Origin of the sequence: Actinokineospora sp. HUAS TT18 (assembly GCF_051364635.1) — a bacterium.
Classification (GTDB): Bacteria; Actinomycetota; Actinomycetes; order Mycobacteriales; family Pseudonocardiaceae; genus Actinokineospora.
Genome location: NZ_CP195645.1, coordinates 5,337,916 through 5,355,241 on the forward strand (window position 1 = coordinate 5,337,916; position 17,326 = coordinate 5,355,241).

The window sequence follows — 17,326 nt, forward strand, 5'->3', positions numbered from 1 at the left end:
AGGACACACAGCGCATAAGAGGTAGACGACGTCGCAGGTAGTCTCACCCGGAGAAGGCGCGCGGCACAGTCCTGCGCGCCCGCGGCTTGAGGAGGTTGCACGCAGTGGCGCTCGTCGTCCAGAAGTACGGCGGATCCTCGTTGGAGAACGCTGACCGGATCAAACGGGTCGCCGAGCGGATCATCGCGACGCGAAAAGCGGGGAACGACGTCGTAGTGGTGTGCTCGGCGATGGGTGACACGACCGACGAACTCCTCGACCTCGCCAAGCAGGTGAACCCCGTCCCGCCGGAGCGCGAGATGGACATGCTCCTCACCGCCGGTGAGCGCATCTCCAACTCCCTCGTGGCGATGGCGATCAGCGCGCTCGGCGCCGAGGCCAGGTCGTTCTCCGGCTCCCAGGCGGGCGTGATCACCACTTCGGTGCACGGCAAGGCGCGGATCATCGACGTCACCCCCGGCCGCGTGCAGGCCGCGCTCGACGAGGGCTACATCGTGCTCGTCGCGGGCTTCCAGGGCGTCAGCCAGGACACCAAGGACATCACCACCCTCGGCCGCGGCGGTTCGGACACCACCGCGGTCGCCCTCGCCGCGGCGCTCAACGCCGACGTCTGCGAGATCTACACCGATGTGGACGGCGTCTACACCGCCGACCCGCGGATCGTGCCCGACGCCAAGCGCCTCGACCGCGTCACCTACGAGGAGATGCTGGAGATGGCCGCCAGCGGGGCCAAGGTGCTCATGCTGCGCTGCGTCGAGTACGCGCGCCGCTACGGCGTGCCGATCCACGTCCGATCGTCGTACAGCAACAAGTCCGGCACGATCGTCGCCGGATCAATGGAGGACTTGACCGTGGAACAGGCGATGATCACCGGCGTCGCGCACGACCGGTCCGAGGCGAAGGTCACCGTGACGGGCGTGCCCGACCACGCGGGCGTGGCCGCCCGGATCTTCCGGACCGTGGCCGACAGCGAGATCGACATCGACATGGTGCTGCAGAACGTGTCCAGCACCGTGTCGGGCAAGACCGACATCACCTTCACCCTGTCGAAGAGCAACGGCCCCGCCGCGGTGTCCGCGCTGGAGAAGATCCGCGAGGAACTCGGCTTCACCGCCGTCCTCTACGACGACCACGTCGGCAAAGTCTCGCTGGTCGGCGCCGGGATGCGGTCGCACCCGGGCGTCACCGCGACGTTCTGTGAGGCGCTGGCCAAGGCCGGGGTCAACATCGAGATCATCAACACCTCGGAGATCCGGATCTCGGTCCTGATCCGCGACACCCAGCTCGACGAGGCCGTGCGCGCCATCCACGACGCGTTCGACCTGGGCGGCGACGAGGAAGCAATCGTGTACGGCGGGAGTGGTCGCTGATGTCCGGTCCGGTTCTGGCCCTGGTGGGCGCGACGGGTGCCGTGGGCACCGTCATGGTCGACATCATGAACGGCCGCAAGGAGTGGCCGTGGGGCGAGGTGCGCCTGATCGCGTCGCCGCGCTCGGCGGGCAAGAAGATCACCGTGCGCGGCGAGGAGCTGACGGTCCTCGCGCTCGCGCCGGAGGTCTTCGACGGCGTCGACGTCGCGATGTTCGACGTCCCCGACGAGGTCTCCGCCCAGTGGGCGCCCATCGCCGCTGAGCGCGGCGCCATCGCGGTCGACAACTCCGGCGCGTTCCGCATGGACGCCGACGTGCCGCTGGTGGTGCCCGAGGTCAACGCGGACAAGATCAGCGACGCGCCGCGCGGGATCATCGCCAACCCGAACTGCACCACGCTGTCGATGATGGCCGCGATCGGCGCCCTGCACCGCGAGTTCCAGCTGACCGAGCTGGTCGTCGCTTCGTACCAGGCCGCGTCCGGCGCCGGCCAGGACGGCATCGACCGCCTGTACGCCGAGTACGCCGCGGTCGCGGGCAAGCCGGTCGGCGAGAAGGCGGGCGACGTCCGCGAGGCACTCGCCGCGGCCGGTCTGGCACAGGAGAACTCGCCGTTCCCCGCGCCGCTGGCGTTCAACGTCGTGCCGTGGGCGGGCTCGCTCAAGGCCGACGGGTGGGCCAGCGAGGAGATCAAGGTGCGCAACGAGTCCCGCAAGATCCTCGGCATCGAGGACCTGAAGGTCTCGGCCACCTGCGTGCGCGTCCCGGTCGTCACCACGCACTCGCTGGCGGTCCACGCGCGGTTCGCCAAGCCGGTCACCGTGGCGCAGGCCCACGAGATCTTCTCGGCGCAGCCGTCGGTCGTGCTGATCGACGACCCGGAGAAGGGCCAGTTCCCGACTCCAGCCGACGTCGTGGGCGGCGACCCGACCTACGTCGGCCGCGTCCGCCAGGCGCTGGACTTCCCGAACACGCTCGACTTCTTCGTCTGCGGCGACAACCTCCGCAAGGGCGCGGCGCTGAACACCTACGAGATCGCGGAGTCCATCGCGGCCCAGCGGTGACGTGAACACCCCCCTTTCGTAGGCTGTCCGGCGGACAGTGGGGATCGGGGGGTTTCATGGGTCAACCGAGGATGGTCGCCGGGCGGTACGTCCTGCTCGGCGAACTGGGCCGCGGCGGCATGGGCGTGGTCTGGCGGGCCGAGGACCGGGTCATCGGCAGGCAGGTCGCGCTCAAGGAGCTGCCCTTCCCGCCCGGCCAGGACCCGGCGGTGTTCCAGGAACGCGTCCTGCGCGAGGCACGGACGGCGGGCCAGCTCAACGACCCGGCCGTCGTCACCGTGTTCGACGTGTCCTTCGACCGCGGCGTCGCCTACCTGGTGATGGAGCTGGTCCAGGCCCCGACGCTGTCCGACCTGATCGCGACCGGGCCGCTGCCGGAGTCCCGCGTCCTCGCCATCGCCCGCCAGGTCCTCGGCGCGCTCCAGTCGGCCCACGCGGCCGGGATCGTCCACCGCGACGTCAAGCCGAGCAACATCATGGTGCTGCCCGGCGACCGGGTGAAACTCGCCGACTTCGGCATCGCCCGCGCCGTCGACGACCCGAGCCTCACCGCGACCGGCGGCATCATGGGCTCACCCGGCTACATGGCCCCCGAGCTGTTCACCGGCTCCCAGCCGCTGCCCGCCGCCGACCTGTGGGCCCTCGGCGCGACACTGTTCCACGCCGTCGAGGGCCGCGCGCCGTTCACCCGCACCACCACGGCCGCCACGATGCACGCGATCCTCACCGAACGCCCCACCCCGTCCCGTTGCGGCGAGCCGTTGCTGTCGCTGCTGGAAGGGCTGCTGAACCAGGACCCGGCCGCGCGCCTCACCGGCCCCCAGGCCGCCACGCTGCTCGGCGCACCCGCCGATCCGGAGTCCACGGTCACCTTCGCCCCCGTCACCACCGACGCCACCGAACTGGTCGCCGGGCCGACAGCGATGGTCGCCGCACCCCAGCGCTCCACCCGCGAGAACATCGCCGATGTCGCCACGCCCGCCTGGGTGAGCGACGACCCGTGGGATGAAGAGCGCCCCAAGCGCAAGGTCCCAGTCCTGCTCGCGAGCGCGGCCGCCGTGGTCGTCGGCGCGTTGGTGACGGTCTTCCTGTTGATCCCCCGCGAAGACGGCACGCCCACGGCGATGCCGGTCGTGGACAAGCAGCCCCAGTCGTCGGCGCCGTCGACCACTCAGCTCACGTCGGCTGCGTCCAGCTCCACCGCGCCGCCGAGCAGCAGCAGCGCCGCGCCGTCGTCCTCGGCCAGCGCGTCAGCCCAGCCCACGTCGGCCTCAGCGGCGCCGCCCCAGCCGAAGCCGACCACCACCACGGCGGCCCTCACCACGACGACCACGCCTCCGCCGCCGTCATGGACCCGGGTCACGATCACCCGCTACAACCACCCGACGGGCTGGCACATCACCACCACTACGGCGTTTCCCCCGCCCGGAGGGTTCAACCGCGAGCACTCGTTCGGCGATCTCTCCGCCAAGCCCGCGGCGGGCACCAAGAAGATGTACTCCTGCAAGCAGAACGCGTCAGACGACCACTTCACGTCGGTGGACCAGAGCGGCGGCTGCGAGGGCCACAAGATGATCGCCTTGCTCGGCTACATCTTCACCGCCCCGCCCGAGGGCGTGCGGTCGGCGTCGCTCTACCGGTGCACCTACTCCGGCGGCCACTTCGACTCGATCCACGACGACTGCGAGGGCTACAACAAGGAGTACCGGATGGGCTACGTGCTCGTCCTCTGACATGAGGAACGGCGCCAGCCCCGGTCGGGGGCTGGCGCCGTTCACTGACTCCGCGTCAGTGGATCAAGGGAGCGGGGGCTCCAGCGGAGGCTCTTCATCCGGCACACAGGCGTCGGCGATCAGGCCGTCGAGGGCCTCCACCGCGCCTTCGGCGTGGTCGCCGACGGAGTCGAGGTCGATCTCACTCGCGGTGGTGACATCGGCGACGGCGCCGTGGACGTGCGAGAGCAGTGCCGCCGTGAAGCTGTGGCAGCTGGTCAGCTCGGTGCCTTCACCCGGCGGGACATCCGGGAGACAGCCGTTGGCCTGAAGCACGCCGACTGCGGCCTTGACCGCGGTCACCAGCTCGGTCACCAGACCGTCGTCGCTCGCCGAACGGGCCTGCGGCAGCGGTGCCGGGGCGGGTTCCGGCTCAGGCAGCGGTGCCGGTTCCGGCGCGGGCTCAGGCTCGGGCGCAGGTTCCGGCGCGGGCTCAGGTGCCGGTTCCGGTGCGGGCTCAGGATCCGGTGCGGGCTCAGGTTCGGGTGCTGGTTCTGGTGCGGGCTCAGGTTCGGGTGCTGGTTCTGGTGCGGGCTCAGGTTCGGGTGCTGGTTCTGGTGCGGGCTCAGGTTCCGGCGCGGGTTCTGGAGCCGGTTCGGGATCCGGTGCGGGATCCGGTGCGGGTTCGGGCTCAGGGGCGGGGTCCGGGGCCGGTTCGGGTTCGGGAGCCGGGTCAGGCGCTGGGTCCGGCTCCGGTTCCGGCGCCGGGTCTGGCGCTGGTTCTGGTTCCGGCGCGGGCTCTTCAGCCAGCGCCTCGGTCAGCTCGGCCAGCTTGTCCTGCAGGCTCGCGGTGGCGGCGCCGCACGTGCTTGGTGGGTCGGCGGCGGCCATGGGCACATTGAAACCACCGACCAGCGCGGTCGCGGCGGCGGCTAGACCAATGGCCAATTTCCTGAACATTCGGCTCACTTCCCCTGACAAGTTGAAGATCCGAAGAGCGTTCAGTCGTACGACTTTTAGTCGGTGCCCGGGCTCGCCGATCGTAAGCACACCGCTGGCGAATCTTCTTTCTGGGAAGCCAGGTTCACCTCTTCGTGAGACCGCCGCGTGGCGAACGCGATGGCCGCCACGATCACCCCGCCGACGCCGCCGACGACGAAGCCCCATGGCGCTGAGCTGTGATCCATCACGAATCCGGCGAGCGGTGCGCCCGCCGCCGCGCCCAGGGTGAACGCGGAACTCTGCAAGCCGGTCGCTACTCCCCGCATCGACGCGGGGGCCAAAGTGTTCACCTGTTCGTTGGTCGCTGCGATTGTGGGTGCACAGAGGAAGCTGGTGGGGATCAAGATGAGCGCCAGCAGCCACCACTGTCCAGACGCGACACCGGCCGGGATGGCGAGCACACCCATCAGTCCAACTAGGACATGCGGGGTGACTTCGCGGTCGCCCATCCCGTAGATCATCCCGCCGATCGCCGACGACAGGCACATCACGACGATCACCACGCCGGTCCAGTCGAGCTGCCCGGCCTCGCGCAGCGACGCCACGACCGCGACGTCCATCGCGGCGAGAACGAACACCGCGCCCGCGCCGACGGCGAACACGCCGAGCAGCCGCGGCGTCAGCCAGTCGCGGCGCGGGAGGCGCACGCCACCGGCGGCTTCCTCGTGGTCGGCGCGCACCTTCGGGTTCACGATGAACAACAGCGTGCCGACGCAGAACACCGCGATAGCCACCGCGGTCAGCGCTGTGCGCGTCGACAGCTGGGTGGCCAGCGCGACGGCGGTGGCCGGTCCGACCATGTAGGTCAGCTCGACCGACACCGAGTCCAGCGAGTACGCGGTGCGCCGCAGCTCGTCGGGCACCAGCGCCGCGATCGCCTGCCTGCCGATCGACATGGCGGGCACGATGAGGAAGCCCCCGAGAAACGCCGCGGGCAGCAACAGCTCATACGACAGGAAGCGCGCCGACGCCCAGAACGCGGTCTCACCGAGAGTGACGACCATCAGCATCGGCCGCAGCCCGTACCGGTCGATGACCCGCCCCATGATCGGCGCGCCGAGCGCGATCCCGATGGTGCTCGACGCCCCGACCAGGCCCGCCTGCCCGTAGCCGCGGTCCATCCCGACCGCCACGTGCAGGGTGATCACGACCGCCGCCGCGGTGATCGGCAGCCGGGCGAAGAACATGACGATCATCAGCGTTCGCACGCCGGGCAGGCCGAGCATCCGGCGGTATTGCTGCATACCCCGATTCCCACATGCCGGCCTGCCCGCGCGCAACCCCTTTACCGCGTGGCCACCCCGCTCAGAGAGCCAGCGCTGTCCGCAACGCGATAGCCGCCTCCGCCGCGGCCTCCCGGAACCGTGCGCCGACGCCGAGGAAGCTGAAGTAGCCGTGGATCAAGTCCGGATACCGCACGGCGAGCACCTTGACGCCCGCCTCCTTCAGCTTGTCCGCGTACGCCTCGCCCTCGTCGCGCAGCGGGTCGAACCCGGCGGTGGCGACGTAGGCGGGCGGCAGGCCGGTCAGGTCCTCGGCCAGCAGCGGGGAGAACAGTGGGTTGGTCCAATCCGCTTCCTCCGGCGCGTAGTGGTCGCGGAACCAGTCCATGTCATCGCTGGTGAGGAAGAAGCCCTCGGCGAACAGCTCGCGCGACCGCCTGCGCACCGACGCGTCGACCGCCGGGTAGATCAGCAGCTGGAACTTGGGCACCGCGCCGCCCGCCCGGACGGCCTGGATCGACGTCACCGCGGCCAGGTTGCCGCCCGCGCTGTCGCCGCCCACGGCGATCCGGTCCGGGTCGATGCCCAGCTCGGCGGCGTTCTTCACCGCGTAGTCGAAGGCCATGAGCGCGTCGTCGACGGCGGCGGGGAAGCGGTGCTCGGGGGCGAGGCGGTAGTCCACCGACAGCACCTTCACGCCCGCGCGCGTGGCCAGGAAGCGGCTGACCTGGTCGTGGCTGTCGAGATCGCCGACCACCCAGCCGCCGCCGTGGTAGTAGACCAGCAGCGGAGCGTCGTCGCCGAGGCCATCGGGGGTGTAGAAGCGGGCGGGGAGGCTGCCCTCGATCATCAGCGGGCGGACCGTCACCGGCTCGATCGGCGGGCCGCTGACCAGCGCACGCGACTCCGACAGCCGCCGCCTAGCCTGCTCCGGGGTGCCGTTGACCAGCCGGTAGCCTGACGCCTTCTCCAGGATCAGGAACAGCTGCGCGTCGAGTGCGAGCTCCTGGCCGTCGATGCGGATGGGCTTTCCCGCGATCCGGCGCAAGATCGGCTTCGGCAGCGCCATCAGCGCCCGTACCAATGTGGACTGGACGGAGATCGGCACTCGGTCCAACAGCTTCGACATCTGGCCTCCTTGGCTACTCCGCCCGCACGTTACTTGTCGGTAGGCCCTGCGGACAGCCGCTCTCCGGGTGCGAGTATGGAGAGGTGACAGTGTCTGTGGTCGGAATCGGCGGGTCCCTGCGCTCGGACTCTCAGTCCGAGCGCGCGCTCCGCATCGCGCTGGCCGGGGCGGCCGAGGCGGGGGCCAAGACCACGGCCCTTTCCGGCGCCGACCTGGTGCTCCCGTTCTACGACCCGGCGGTGCCCGAGCGCTCCCGCGAGGCCATGCGCCTGGTCGACGAACTGCGCGACGCCGACGGTGTGATCCTCGTCTCGCCCGGCTACCACGGGACGGTTTCCGGGCTGGTCAAGAACGCCCTGGACTACGTCGAGGACCTGCGCGACGACGCCCGCCCCTACCTCCACGGCCGCGCCGTCGGCTGCATCGCGACCGCGGCGGGCTGGCAGGCGTCGGTGACCACGCTGCAAGCCCTGCGCTCGGTCGTGCACGCGCTGCGCGGCTGGCCGACGCCGCTGGGCGCCGCGGTGAACTCCGCCGAGGTGCTGTTCGACGGCACCGGCGACTGCAGCGACCGCCAGACCTCGACGAGCCTGCGGACCATCGGCCTGCAGGTCGTCGAGTTCGCCCTGGCCAGGACTACCTCAGCTTGAGCGCCCGCAGCGCGAAGTAGACCTCGATCAGCGACTGCTTGATCGTCTCGGCGACCACCAGCGAGCCGTGGCCCGCGTCGTACCGGTACATCTCGTACGGCGCGGCGCGCTCGGCCAGCCGGTCGAGGTAGTTGTCGATCTGCCGGATCGGGCAGCGCGGGTCGTTCTCGCCCGCGAGGACCAGCACCGGCACCTTCACCGCGTCGACGTAGGTGATCGGGGAGCACTCGACGTAGCGGTCGTGCAGCTCGTCCGGGGAGCCGCCGAACAGCGCGCGGTCGAAGGCCCGCAGCGGCTCCATCTCGTCCTCGTAGGCGGCCAGGTAGTCGGCCACCGGTACGCCCGCGACACCCGCGGCCCACAGGTCGGGCTGGGTGCCCAGGGCGAGCAGGCTCAGGTAGCCGCCCCACGACGCGCCGTTGACCACACAGCGCGCCGCGTCGGCCAGGCCGGTCTCGACGGCCCACGCGTGCACCGCGGCCACGTCCTCCAACTCGGTCAGGCCGGGCCTGCCCTCGATGGCGTCGCGCCACGCCGAGCCGTAGCCGGTGGAGCCGCGGTAGTTGACGTGCACGACCGCGAAGCCCGCGTCGAGCCAGAGGGCGCGGTAGGCGGAGAAGCGGTCCTCGTCGGCGGCGTGCGGGCCGCCGTGCAGGGTGAACACCGTCGGCAGCGGGCCGTCCGGCGCGCCCTCGGGGCGGGCGACCAGCGCGTGGACGCGGCCGTTGGCGGTCTCCACGAAGGCGTCCTCCAGCGGCGACGAGCCGGGGGCGCGCTCGCCGGGCGGGGTGAGCAGGACGCGCTCGGTGCCGTCGGCGAACAGCGCCCGGACGACCGACGGCTCGGCGGCGCTCGACCACGAGTACTCGACCGTACCGTCGGGCCGGGTGTGGGCCGAGCCGATCGTGCCCGCCGGAGTGTCCAAAGTGGATAGTTCGCCGGTGGCGATGTCGTAGCGGTGCAGCGAGTTGCGCGCCTCGTGGGTGTGGGCCACGAGCAGCGCGGTGCCGTCGGTGTACCAGTCGGCGGTTACCTCGCCCGGCAGGTCGAGGGTGATCTCCTGCTCGGAGTCGGCGGCGACGTCCCAGATCAGCAGTTCCTCGCGGCCGCGGCGCTCGTGCAGCACCAGCAGCCGCTGGTCGCCGTCGACCGGGCTGAACGCGATCGCGTCGAGGCCCTTGCCCTTGCCGTCCCACTTCTCGGCGACGGCGGAGGCGTCGAGCGTCGAGACCACCCGTAGTGCCGGGTGACGGTTGTCGCCGTGCTCGGAATGCGCGATGGCCAGCAGCGACTCGTCCTGCGACAGCGCGGCGACCCCGCCGTCGTGCTCGTCCTGGTAGATCACCTCGGCCTGGAGCCCGGCGCGCGCCAGGAAGATCGTCGTGCCGTCGTCGTCGGCCACACCCACCGCGTGGACGTGGCGGCCGACCTCGACCCCCGCCGGGTAGCCGGGCTTCGTGCCCAGGACCGCCTCGGTCGCCTCAGCCCCGGCCGGGCGCCCGCCGAAGGGCTCGCTCACCCAGGTGCCGAACTCGTCGCCGTCGGTGTCGTTGAACCACCAGATGTGCTCGCCGTCGGGGGTGAGCACCGCGTGCAGCGTGCCGTTGGGCCGGTCGGTGACCCGGCGGTGGGTGTCGGTGGCCCGGTCCCACGCGTAGACCTCCCACACGCCGCTGGCGTTGGAGGTGTAGACGGTGCGGTCGGGCGCGTCCCGCGCCCAACTCGGCAGCGACAGCCGCGCGGCGTGGAACCGCGCCCGCCAGCGCGCCTCGGCGGCGTCGTCGGTGAAGAGCCGGTCGGGGACCTCGGCGACAGGATGGTTGGTCACAGCTCCGATCCTGCCAGGCGGGTACGCTCGACGCGTCCGCTGTTCGAGCGGGTGGGGGAGTCGTGATGGTCCAACAGGGTCACCGGCGGCTGTGGGTCCTGCTGGGCACCGTCGCCGCGCTGTTCGTCGGCGTCGTCGTCTGGCTGGTCGTGGAGACCACCGGAACCAACGACGCCACCCCGCGCGCGGTCGACGACTCGGAGACGAAGGTCGTCACCGCGACCGACGGCCGCAGCTCGGTGTCGGTGCCCTCCAAGTGGGGCCAGATGCCCGAGTCCCTGCAGATCCCCGGCGCGGTCATCGCCCAGGCGCAGATCTACCAGGAGCGGTACCTCATGGTCGTCACCGACGACAAAGCCGAGTTCAAGGACTTCGCCGACTACGAGGAAACCGCCCTCATCTCGGTCGACGGCCTCGGCGGCACCATCGTCGGCCAACCCCAGGACGTGCGCGTCGGGGAGCTTCCAGGCGTCCGCTACGAGCTGACCGGCGACTTCGAGGGCAACGCCATCGTCTACTGGTGCACCCTGGTCGACGGCGTCCGCGGCTACCACCAGATCCTCACCTGGACCCTCGCCGACCGCCGTGACCAGGCCGAGCCCGCCCTGCGGACCGTGGTGGATTCCTTCCGCGAGAAGTAGTTCCCAAGGTCGAATCGCCTCTACCCTTGGCGGGGTGACCTGGAAACTGGAAGTTGACGCGCGCGCGTGTGTGGCCTCCGGCCTGTGCACGGGCATCGCCCCCGACCACTTCGTGCTGGAAGGCCGCGCGGCCGTCCCCCGCAACCCGGAGATCGAGCCGGACGAGGACGTCCTCGACGCGGCGAACGGGTGCCCCGGAATGGCCATCGCGGTGACTGAGGACGGGCGCGATCTGCTCGAGTGAATTGTCGTACCCCTTCGGTAGTTTCCTTGGCAGACAAGGGATTTCGAGGGGAGCCCGATGATTCACCTGACGTCGAACAGCCCGGCCCAGATCAACACGATGTCCTTCGCCGAGTACGCCACCGGAGGCCGGTCCCGGCGCACCGAGATCGTCACCGCCCGGTCCGCCACCGTCGACTTCTACGGCCCGATCCTGCGCGCCCTGCGCCAGGCCGCAGCCTCCGATGAGCCCGCGGCGGTCCTGTCCGCCGCCATCGAGGCCACCGAGCTGTCGGGCCAGTCCCGCGCCTACACCGAACTCGCCGAGGGCTTCCAGTCCTGGTGGCCCCGCCGCGCCGCATTGACGTCGACGGGCACGAGCACACTGCGGGTGGGCGAGGTCGACGTGACCGTGTCCCCCCACCTGGCGCTGCGCACGTCGGCGGGGGAGCAGGTGGTGCTGTTCCACCTGAAGGAACAACCCCTGACCAGGGACGCCGCCAACGCAGCACTGCGCGTCCTGCAAATCTGCATGTCAGACCTACTGCCCGGCGCCACGCCACTGGTAGTCGACCTCCGCCGCTCCCAGGAATTCCGCCTGCCCCGAAACACGAACATCGACCGCCTCGACGCCTGGCTGACCGCCCAAGCCGCCGCCTTCACCACCCACCTGCGCGAATCGGCTTAGGCTGGCTCGACCGACGAGAGGCGTGAACGATGGCGAATGCGATCCCGTTCCGGGTTGTCCGCACGGATGACTTCGACGTGGAGCCGTCGTTCGGCCACCAGGTGCTGCGGTCCGCGGACGAGTGGACTCGTCTGTGGGCCGCGGCACCGTGGCAGGGCTTCCAGCCCGCCGACCGGCCCGCCCCACTGGAGATCGATTGGCAGCGCGAGTCGGTCGTTGTCGTGGTGCTGCTGCTGCCGGACGACGCCCACGAAGCGCGGATCCTCTCGGTGCAGGCCCGCGGACCGGCGGCCGAGGTCCACTGCGCCGTGGAACGGGTGCACGGCGCCTGGCTCGGAGTGATGACCTGGCAATGGCAGGTCATCGCGATCCCGCGCGTGGAATTCGACGACATGACTCTGACCGTGGTCAAGCGATCCTGAAACGAGCGGAGGCTGAGGTGGCCGAGACGACGGTGGCCGAGGTGTTGGCCGAGCTGGCCGCCCTCGAAGACCCGAAGGCACGCGCGATCAACGAGAAACACGGCGACGACCACGGCGTGAACCTCACCAAACTGCGCGCGATCGCCAAGCGCCTCAAGACGCGGCAGGAACTCGCGGTCAAGCTGTGGGCGACCGACGACACCGCCGCCAGGCTCGTCGCGCTCCTGGTCTGCCGCCCCAAAGCGTTCGAGCGCGACGACCTCGACACCATGCTGCGCGAGGCCCGCACCCCCAAGGTGCACGACTGGCTCGTCGGCTACGTGGTCAAGAAGAGCCCCCACGCCGAGGCCCTGCGCCTGGCCTGGTTCGCCGACCCGGACCCGGTCGTCGCGAGCGCGGGCTGGGCCCTGACCACCGACCGCGTCGCGAAGGACCCCGACGGCCTCGACCTCGCTGGGCTCCTCGACATCATCGAGGCCCAGATGAAGGACGCGCCCGACCGGCTGCAGTGGGCGATGAACCACTGCCTGGCCCAGATCGGGATCGAACACCCCGAACACCGCGCCCGCGCGCTCGACATCGGCGAGCGCCTGGAAGTCCTCAAGGACTACCCGACCCCACCCAACTGCACGTCCCCGTTCGCCCCCATCTGGATCACCGAGATGGTGCGCCGACAGGCTTAGCCATCGCGCACCCTCGATATCCAACCTCTGTCCAAAATGGAGGGAGGAGTCGTGGGGGCGGGTTGAATGGGCAGCGACCATGATCCCCAACGCGATGGAGCAGCGGCATGTCCGAGAAGGAACTGGCGACCGAGGCATCCGGGTTGACCGTTATCGACCCCTCCGAACAAGAGACGACTGACGACACCGGCCTGCTGTCGATCCACTACCGCGACGGCCAACCGGTGATCATCGTCTCCGGCGGCGCCGCCATCCCGGAGACGATCACGGTCACCGACCCGTCCGGCACGCCCGTCGCCACCTACACCGCAGGTCCCGTCGGCACGGCAAGGATCGTCGGAGGGGACGAGGTCGAGCCCCACTCGCACCCACACGTGATCAGTCTGAGGTGACCTGGAAACGAAATCAGGCCCTGTCCAACCGGACAGGGCCTGATGTACGTCGGGGTGACAGGATTTGAACCTGCGACCTCTTCGTCCCGAACGAAGCACGCTACCAAACTGCGCCACACCCCGAGTGTGGAACGAGACGAAGTCTAGCGGACCCGTGCACGGGCTCCGAATCGGGCTCCCCTGGAACCCTCCGCAGCCGCATCGGCGCCGGTCGGACGCGGTACGAGGGTCAGCAGACTCGCCTCGGGCGGGCAGGCGAACCGCACCGGGGCGTACGGCGAGGTGCCCAGTCCGGCCGACACGTGCAGGCACGTGTGCGCCCCCCACCGCGACGCGCCCCGAGCCCGCGAACGGTCCAGTTCGCAGTTGGTCACCAGAGCCCCGTACCCCGGGATCCGCAGCTGACCGCCGTGCGTGTGGCCCGCCAGCACCAGGTCGTAGCCGTCCTCGGCGAACCGGTCCAGCACCCGGGGCTCCGGCGAGTGGGTGACGCCCAGCGTCAGCGTCGCCGTCCGGTCCGGGCGGCCCGCGATCTCGTCGTAGCGGTCGCGCTTCAGGTGGGGGTCGTCGACGCCCGCGGCGGCGATGAGGCGGCCGTCGATGGTGAGGCGGGCGCGGGTGTGGGTGAGGTCGTGCCAGCCGCGTTCGATCAGGGCCGCCCGCAGGTCGCGCCACGGCAGGGAGATGCCGTGGATGCGCTTGTCCGAGGGGAACAGATAGCGCGCCGGGTTCTTCGGCTTCGGCGCGTAGTAGTCGTTGCTGCCGAAGACGAACAGGCCCGGCCGGTTCAGCAGCGGCGCCAACGCGCGCACGACCGCGGGCACGGCCTGCTTGTGCGCCAGGTTGTCTCCGGTGTTGACGACCAGGTCCGGGTTCAGGCTGTCGAGCTCGGCGACCCACGCCTGCTTCGACTTCTGGCCGGGCATCATGTGCAGGTCCGAGATGTGCAGGACACGCAGCGGGCGGGCGCCCTCGGCCAGGACGGGCAGGGTGGCCTCGCGCAGCGTCCAGCGGGTGCGCTCGTAGCCCGCGGCGTAGGCCAGGGTGGCGGCACCGAGCGCGGTCGTGCCGAGCGCGAGGCGTCGGAGGGTCGTGGCTAGGTCACTCACGCCGTCGAGGGTACGGGGCTCCGACGGCATCGCGGGTATCGCGTTTGCCAGGCCAGTAGGGTTCATCACATGGCTGAGCTCAAGAACCGGCTGAAGTCGGACCTGACCACCGCGATGAAGGCCCGCGAGAAGACCCGGACCGCGTCGCTGCGCATGGGCCTCGCCGCCATCACCACCGAAGAGGTCGCAGGCGACGAGGCCAGGGAACTCACCGACGAAGAGGTGCAGAAGGTCCTGGCCCGTGAGGTCCGCAAGCGCAAGGAGGCCGCCGAGGCGTTCGCAGGCGCGGGCCGCCCCGAGCAGTCGCAGGCCGAACTCGACGAGGCCGCCGTCCTGGAGGCCTACCTCCCGACCCAACTCGACGACGCCGAGCTGACCGCACTCGTCGACGCCGCTGTGGCCGAGGTCACCGACCAGCTCGGCGCCGCGCCCGGCCCGAAGCAGATGGGCCAGGTCATGAAGGCCGCCAACGCCAAGGTCGCGGGCCGCGCCGAGGGCGGCCGGGTCGCCGCCGCGGTCAAGGCCAAACTCACCAGCTGAGAGCAGAAAGGCCGCGATCCCGAGGGATCGCGGCCTTTTGCTATGGCACCGGGCCGATCGTGATCGGTGGACCGTTCCCGTTCCCTGGCCCATTCCCGTTGCCGTTACCTGGTCCGGTGCCTGGCTGGGGCGCGGGCGGCAGGCCCGGTTCCGACGGCGGAACCGGCACGTCCGAGGTCTTCGGCGGCGGCACGTATCCCGTGCTCACGAAGATCGTGATCATCTCGCCCGCCAGCGCGGCGCCGCGTGGCGACTGGCCGACCACGGTGCCCTTCTTGCGCGCGTCGTTGCGGTCCTTCGCCGTCACCTGGTAGCCCGCCTGCTGCAGGATCTGGGTGGCCTCCTCGGCGCTGCGGCCGATGACGTCCGGGACCTTGATCTCCGGGCCGCCCTCCAGATACCGCTGCTCCACCCCGGGCATCGGCAGCGGTGGCTGGCCCTCCAGCACCTTCGACATCGTCTGGAACCAGGTGCGCGCGGGCACCTTGCCGCCGTAGATGTTGCCCCCGGTGCCGCACAGCCGCGGCGGGTCGGTGTCGCAGATGCCCTGCGGCTTGGAGCTGTCGTTGAACGTCAGCACCGCCGCCGAGTACTGCGGGGTCGCGCCGAGGAACCCGGCCGACTTGTAGTCCTGGGTGGTGCCGGTCTTGCCCATCATCGGCCGGTTCCAGCCCACCGACGCCGCCGCGCCGCGCGCGGTGCCGCTGATGTCGTCCTTGGCCAGCCCGACGGCGAGCCCGTTGGCCAGTGGCTCGGCCACCGCCTGCTCACACGGCTGCTCGTTGACCTCGATCTTCTTGCCGTCGCGGTCGAGCACCTCCAGCAGCGGGCTCGGAGGGCACCACACGCCGCCGCTCATGATCGTCGCGCCGACGTTGGCCAGCTCGACCGTGCTCAGCGGGCCGGGGCCGAGGGTGAACGACGCCTTGCCCGGGCTCTTGTCAGACGGCTTGAAATAGTCGGACTGGCTGAGCCGGTACTCGGCTTCCTTGCGGTTGGGCTCGGGGTCGACCCCGCCCATGCTCGACGCCATCGTCTCGCGCAGCCCGAGGCGGCTGGCCATGTCGACCACCGGCCCCATGCCGACGCGCTCTTCCAAGATGACGAAGCCGGTGTTCGGTGAGGTCGCGAGCGCGTCCTGCAGCGTCATCTTGTCCGGGTACGGCGCCGCGTTCTTCACGCAGTACACGCGCGTGTCGCCGTCGTTGGGCTGCGCGGTCCGGCCGCAGCTCTTCCCACCGCCGACGAACACGGTCGAATTGTGGAAGTCGGGCACGTCGATCTGGTTCATGATGCCGCCGCCCTTTTCCAGGTAGGCGGCCGAAGTGAAGATCTTGTAGATCGAGCCCGCGCCGAACTTGTTCGCCACCCGGCTCGGCAAGCCGTAGGTCGTCTGGCCCTTGGCCGGGTCGAGCCCGTAGTCGCGGTTCGCGACCAGGGCGACCACCTGGTGGCGCTCCTTGCCCGGCTGCACGATCGCCATCGTGTTCGCGATACCCGGCGTCGTCTTGGGCACCTCGTTCTCCGCCGCGGCCTTGGCGATCTGGGTGGCGCGGGCGTCGAAGCTGGTCTTGATGGTGTAGCCGCCGGTCTGGATCTGGTCCTGGGTGAAGCCGAGTTTCTGCAGGTAGTCGTACACGTACTGGCAGAAGAACCCGACCTCGGGACCGGCGCCGACACAGTTCGCGGCGGGCTTCATCGGCGCCTGGAGGGTGCCGAGCGGCTCCTTCTTCGCGGCCTCCGCGGCGTCCGGGGAGAGCTTCTGGTTCTCGACCATCTTGTCGATCACGACGTTGCGGCGGGCCAGCGTCTCCGTCGGCTTGCGCCACGGGTTGTAGAGGACCGGGTTGTTCACCGCGCCCGCCAGCAGCGCCGACTGGGCAACGGTCAGCTTGTCCGGGGTGGTCCCGAAGTACGCGCTGGACGCCGCGCCGATGCCGTAGACCTCGTAGGCGAACTCGACGACGTTCAAATAGCCGGTGAGGATCTCTTCCTTGCTCATCTTCTGTTCGAGCTGGATGGCGATCCGCGCCTCACGCAGCTTGCGCGCGATGGTCTGCTCCTGGGCCTTCGACTGCTCGGTCTTGTTGCCCCGGTTGACCACGTTGATCAGGTAGTTCTTGACGTACTGCTGGGTGAGCGTCGAGGCACCCTGCACGTCGCCGCCGGTCTGGTTCGACACCGCCGCGCGGATGGTGCCCTTCCAGTCGACGCCGTGGTGCTCGTAGAACCGGCGGTCCTCCACCGACACCAGCGCGGCCTTCATAGTCGGCGAGATCTGCTCAGCCGAGACGGGAATCCGGTACTGGTCGAACAGCGACGCGATCGGCTTGCCCGCGCTGTCGGTGATCGTGGTGATCAGCGGCGGATCGGTCGCGACGAGGTCGGCGGAGACACTGTCGATCGTGTCGCTCGCGCGGTTGGACACCACCCCGAGTGCCCCCATCACCGGGAACAGCATCCCGGCCACGAGCACGCCGGCGAGCAGGCAGAGACCAAGAAGCTTCAGCAAACTGTCACCCAGACGCACGGCGCCCAGCGTACGCGTCCGCCGGACGGAGCACCGGAAGGCGACCGATCGGAAGTTGACATTAGGTAACACATACCCCGCCCCCCATTCTCGATGGAACCGATACCCACTAAGGTTCGTC

At 70.1% G+C, this 17,326-nt stretch carries 17 protein-coding genes and 1 tRNA gene; 11 read left to right on the forward strand and 7 right to left on the reverse strand.

Annotated elements, in window-relative coordinates:
* Positions 1 to 104: 104 nt before the first annotated feature.
* From ACSHT8_RS24610 to ACSHT8_RS24620, 3 genes are read left to right on the forward strand one after another with little or no spacing between them, the layout of a single operon-like run.
* On the forward strand, positions 105 to 1,370 hold the full coding sequence (locus ACSHT8_RS24610; RefSeq protein WP_436493261.1) for an aspartate kinase: 1,266 nt from the start codon (positions 105 to 107) through the stop codon (positions 1,368 to 1,370).
* Positions 1,370 to 2,434, forward strand: a complete 1,065-nt coding sequence (locus ACSHT8_RS24615) for an aspartate-semialdehyde dehydrogenase (RefSeq protein WP_436493262.1) — start codon at positions 1,370 to 1,372, stop codon at positions 2,432 to 2,434. The genes ACSHT8_RS24610 and ACSHT8_RS24615 overlap by 1 nt, the downstream gene beginning before the upstream one ends.
* A gap of 56 nt (positions 2,435 to 2,490) precedes the next feature.
* Complete coding sequence (locus ACSHT8_RS24620) at positions 2,491 to 4,167, forward strand: protein kinase domain-containing protein (RefSeq protein ID WP_436493263.1); 1,677 nt, start codon at positions 2,491 to 2,493, stop codon at positions 4,165 to 4,167.
* A gap of 63 nt (positions 4,168 to 4,230) precedes the next feature.
* Here the strand turns inward: ACSHT8_RS24620 and ACSHT8_RS24625 are convergent, their stop codons facing one another.
* The 3 genes from ACSHT8_RS24625 to ACSHT8_RS24635 all read right to left on the reverse strand — a co-directional run bounded on the left by ACSHT8_RS24625 (position 4,231) and on the right by ACSHT8_RS24635 (position 7,500).
* Complete coding sequence (locus tag ACSHT8_RS24625; protein ID WP_436493264.1) at positions 4,231 to 4,521, reverse strand: hypothetical protein; 291 nt, start codon at positions 4,519 to 4,521, stop codon at positions 4,231 to 4,233.
* Between the two features lie 641 nt (positions 4,522 to 5,162).
* Positions 5,163 to 6,392: an MFS transporter gene (locus tag ACSHT8_RS24630; RefSeq protein WP_436493265.1), complete on the reverse strand. Its 1,230-nt coding sequence runs from the start codon at positions 6,390 to 6,392 to the stop codon at positions 5,163 to 5,165.
* Between the two features lie 61 nt (positions 6,393 to 6,453).
* The gene (locus tag ACSHT8_RS24635; RefSeq protein WP_436493266.1) at positions 6,454 to 7,500 is read right to left on the reverse strand and encodes an alpha/beta hydrolase; all 1,047 of its coding nucleotides are present in this window, start codon (positions 7,498 to 7,500) and stop codon (positions 6,454 to 6,456) included.
* Positions 7,501 to 7,583: 83 nt separating this feature from the next.
* Here ACSHT8_RS24635 and ACSHT8_RS24640 point away from each other — a divergent pair, with 83 nt between their 5' ends.
* The gene (locus tag ACSHT8_RS24640; protein WP_436493267.1) at positions 7,584 to 8,150 is read left to right on the forward strand and encodes an NADPH-dependent FMN reductase; all 567 of its coding nucleotides are present in this window, start codon (positions 7,584 to 7,586) and stop codon (positions 8,148 to 8,150) included.
* Here ACSHT8_RS24640 and ACSHT8_RS24645 read toward each other — a convergent pair.
* Positions 8,137 to 9,978 carry a prolyl oligopeptidase family serine peptidase gene (locus ACSHT8_RS24645; RefSeq protein ID WP_436493268.1) on the reverse strand — a complete coding sequence of 614 codons (1,842 nt, stop codon included), beginning with the start codon at positions 9,976 to 9,978 and terminating at the stop codon, positions 8,137 to 8,139. The two genes, ACSHT8_RS24640 and ACSHT8_RS24645, sit on opposite strands and share 14 nt — an antisense overlap.
* Positions 9,979 to 10,043: 65 nt before the next feature.
* On the opposite strand from ACSHT8_RS24645, the gene ACSHT8_RS24650 reads away from it, so the two are divergent.
* The 6 genes from ACSHT8_RS24650 (at position 10,044) to ACSHT8_RS24675 (ending at position 13,026) form a co-directional block, all read left to right on the forward strand.
* Entirely contained in the window at positions 10,044 to 10,619 is a 576-nt protein-coding gene (locus ACSHT8_RS24650; RefSeq protein ID WP_436493269.1) for a hypothetical protein, read from the forward strand.
* 34 nt (positions 10,620 to 10,653) lie between these two features.
* Positions 10,654 to 10,863, forward strand: coding sequence for a ferredoxin (locus ACSHT8_RS24655; protein ID WP_436493270.1), 210 nt, complete (start codon positions 10,654 to 10,656; stop codon positions 10,861 to 10,863).
* Between the two features lie 57 nt (positions 10,864 to 10,920).
* The gene (locus tag ACSHT8_RS24660; protein ID WP_436493271.1) at positions 10,921 to 11,529 is read left to right on the forward strand and encodes a hypothetical protein; all 609 of its coding nucleotides are present in this window, start codon (positions 10,921 to 10,923) and stop codon (positions 11,527 to 11,529) included.
* Positions 11,530 to 11,558: 29 nt separating this feature from the next.
* A complete protein-coding gene (locus ACSHT8_RS24665) occupies positions 11,559 to 11,951 on the forward strand; it encodes a hypothetical protein (protein WP_436493272.1) in 393 nt (130 codons plus the stop codon).
* Positions 11,952 to 11,968: 17 nt separating this feature from the next.
* On the forward strand, positions 11,969 to 12,634 hold the full coding sequence (locus ACSHT8_RS24670; RefSeq protein ID WP_436493273.1) for a DNA alkylation repair protein: 666 nt from the start codon (positions 11,969 to 11,971) through the stop codon (positions 12,632 to 12,634).
* A 107-nt stretch (positions 12,635 to 12,741) separates the two neighbouring features.
* Positions 12,742 to 13,026: a hypothetical protein gene (locus tag ACSHT8_RS24675; RefSeq protein WP_436493274.1), complete on the forward strand. Its 285-nt coding sequence runs from the start codon at positions 12,742 to 12,744 to the stop codon at positions 13,024 to 13,026.
* 49 nt (positions 13,027 to 13,075) lie between these two features.
* Here ACSHT8_RS24675 and ACSHT8_RS24680 read toward each other — a convergent pair.
* Together ACSHT8_RS24680 and ACSHT8_RS24685 are read right to left on the reverse strand one after the other, a co-directional pair.
* Positions 13,076 to 13,149 (reverse strand) — tRNA-Pro (locus ACSHT8_RS24680).
* 20 nt (positions 13,150 to 13,169) lie between these two features.
* Positions 13,170 to 14,165, reverse strand: a complete 996-nt coding sequence (locus tag ACSHT8_RS24685; protein ID WP_436493275.1) for a metallophosphoesterase — start codon at positions 14,163 to 14,165, stop codon at positions 13,170 to 13,172.
* Positions 14,166 to 14,204: 39 nt separating this feature from the next.
* Between ACSHT8_RS24685 and ACSHT8_RS24690 the strand changes: the two genes are divergently transcribed.
* Complete coding sequence (locus tag ACSHT8_RS24690) at positions 14,205 to 14,675, forward strand: GatB/YqeY domain-containing protein (protein WP_436493276.1); 471 nt, start codon at positions 14,205 to 14,207, stop codon at positions 14,673 to 14,675.
* A gap of 40 nt (positions 14,676 to 14,715) precedes the next feature.
* Here ACSHT8_RS24690 and ACSHT8_RS24695 read toward each other — a convergent pair whose 3' ends face one another.
* On the reverse strand, positions 14,716 to 17,205 hold the full coding sequence (locus tag ACSHT8_RS24695; protein WP_436493277.1) for a transglycosylase domain-containing protein: 2,490 nt from the start codon (positions 17,203 to 17,205) through the stop codon (positions 14,716 to 14,718).
* Positions 17,206 to 17,326 lie beyond the last annotated feature (121 nt).

Excerpts from the sequence above, each read along its gene's own strand:
- ACSHT8_RS24675 (WP_436493274.1), top strand. The coding sequence starts at position 12,742 with ATGTCCGAGAAGGAACTGGCGACCGAGGCATCCGGGTTGACCGTTATC.
- ACSHT8_RS24650 (WP_436493269.1), top strand. The coding sequence starts at position 10,044 with ATGGTCCAACAGGGTCACCGGCGGCTGTGGGTCCTGCTGGGCACCGTC.
- ACSHT8_RS24615 (WP_436493262.1), top strand. The coding sequence starts at position 1,370 with ATGTCCGGTCCGGTTCTGGCCCTGGTGGGCGCGACGGGTGCCGTGGGC.
- ACSHT8_RS24660 (WP_436493271.1), top strand. The coding sequence starts at position 10,921 with ATGATTCACCTGACGTCGAACAGCCCGGCCCAGATCAACACGATGTCC.
- ACSHT8_RS24635 (WP_436493266.1), bottom strand. The coding sequence starts at position 7,500 with ATGTCGAAGCTGTTGGACCGAGTGCCGATCTCCGTCCAGTCCACATTG.
- ACSHT8_RS24630 (WP_436493265.1), bottom strand. The coding sequence starts at position 6,392 with ATGCAGCAATACCGCCGGATGCTCGGCCTGCCCGGCGTGCGAACGCTG.
- ACSHT8_RS24690 (WP_436493276.1), top strand. The coding sequence starts at position 14,205 with ATGGCTGAGCTCAAGAACCGGCTGAAGTCGGACCTGACCACCGCGATG.
- ACSHT8_RS24685 (WP_436493275.1), bottom strand. The coding sequence starts at position 14,165 with ATGCCGTCGGAGCCCCGTACCCTCGACGGCGTGAGTGACCTAGCCACG.
- ACSHT8_RS24665 (WP_436493272.1), top strand. The coding sequence starts at position 11,559 with ATGGCGAATGCGATCCCGTTCCGGGTTGTCCGCACGGATGACTTCGAC.
- ACSHT8_RS24620 (WP_436493263.1), top strand. The coding sequence starts at position 2,491 with ATGGGTCAACCGAGGATGGTCGCCGGGCGGTACGTCCTGCTCGGCGAA.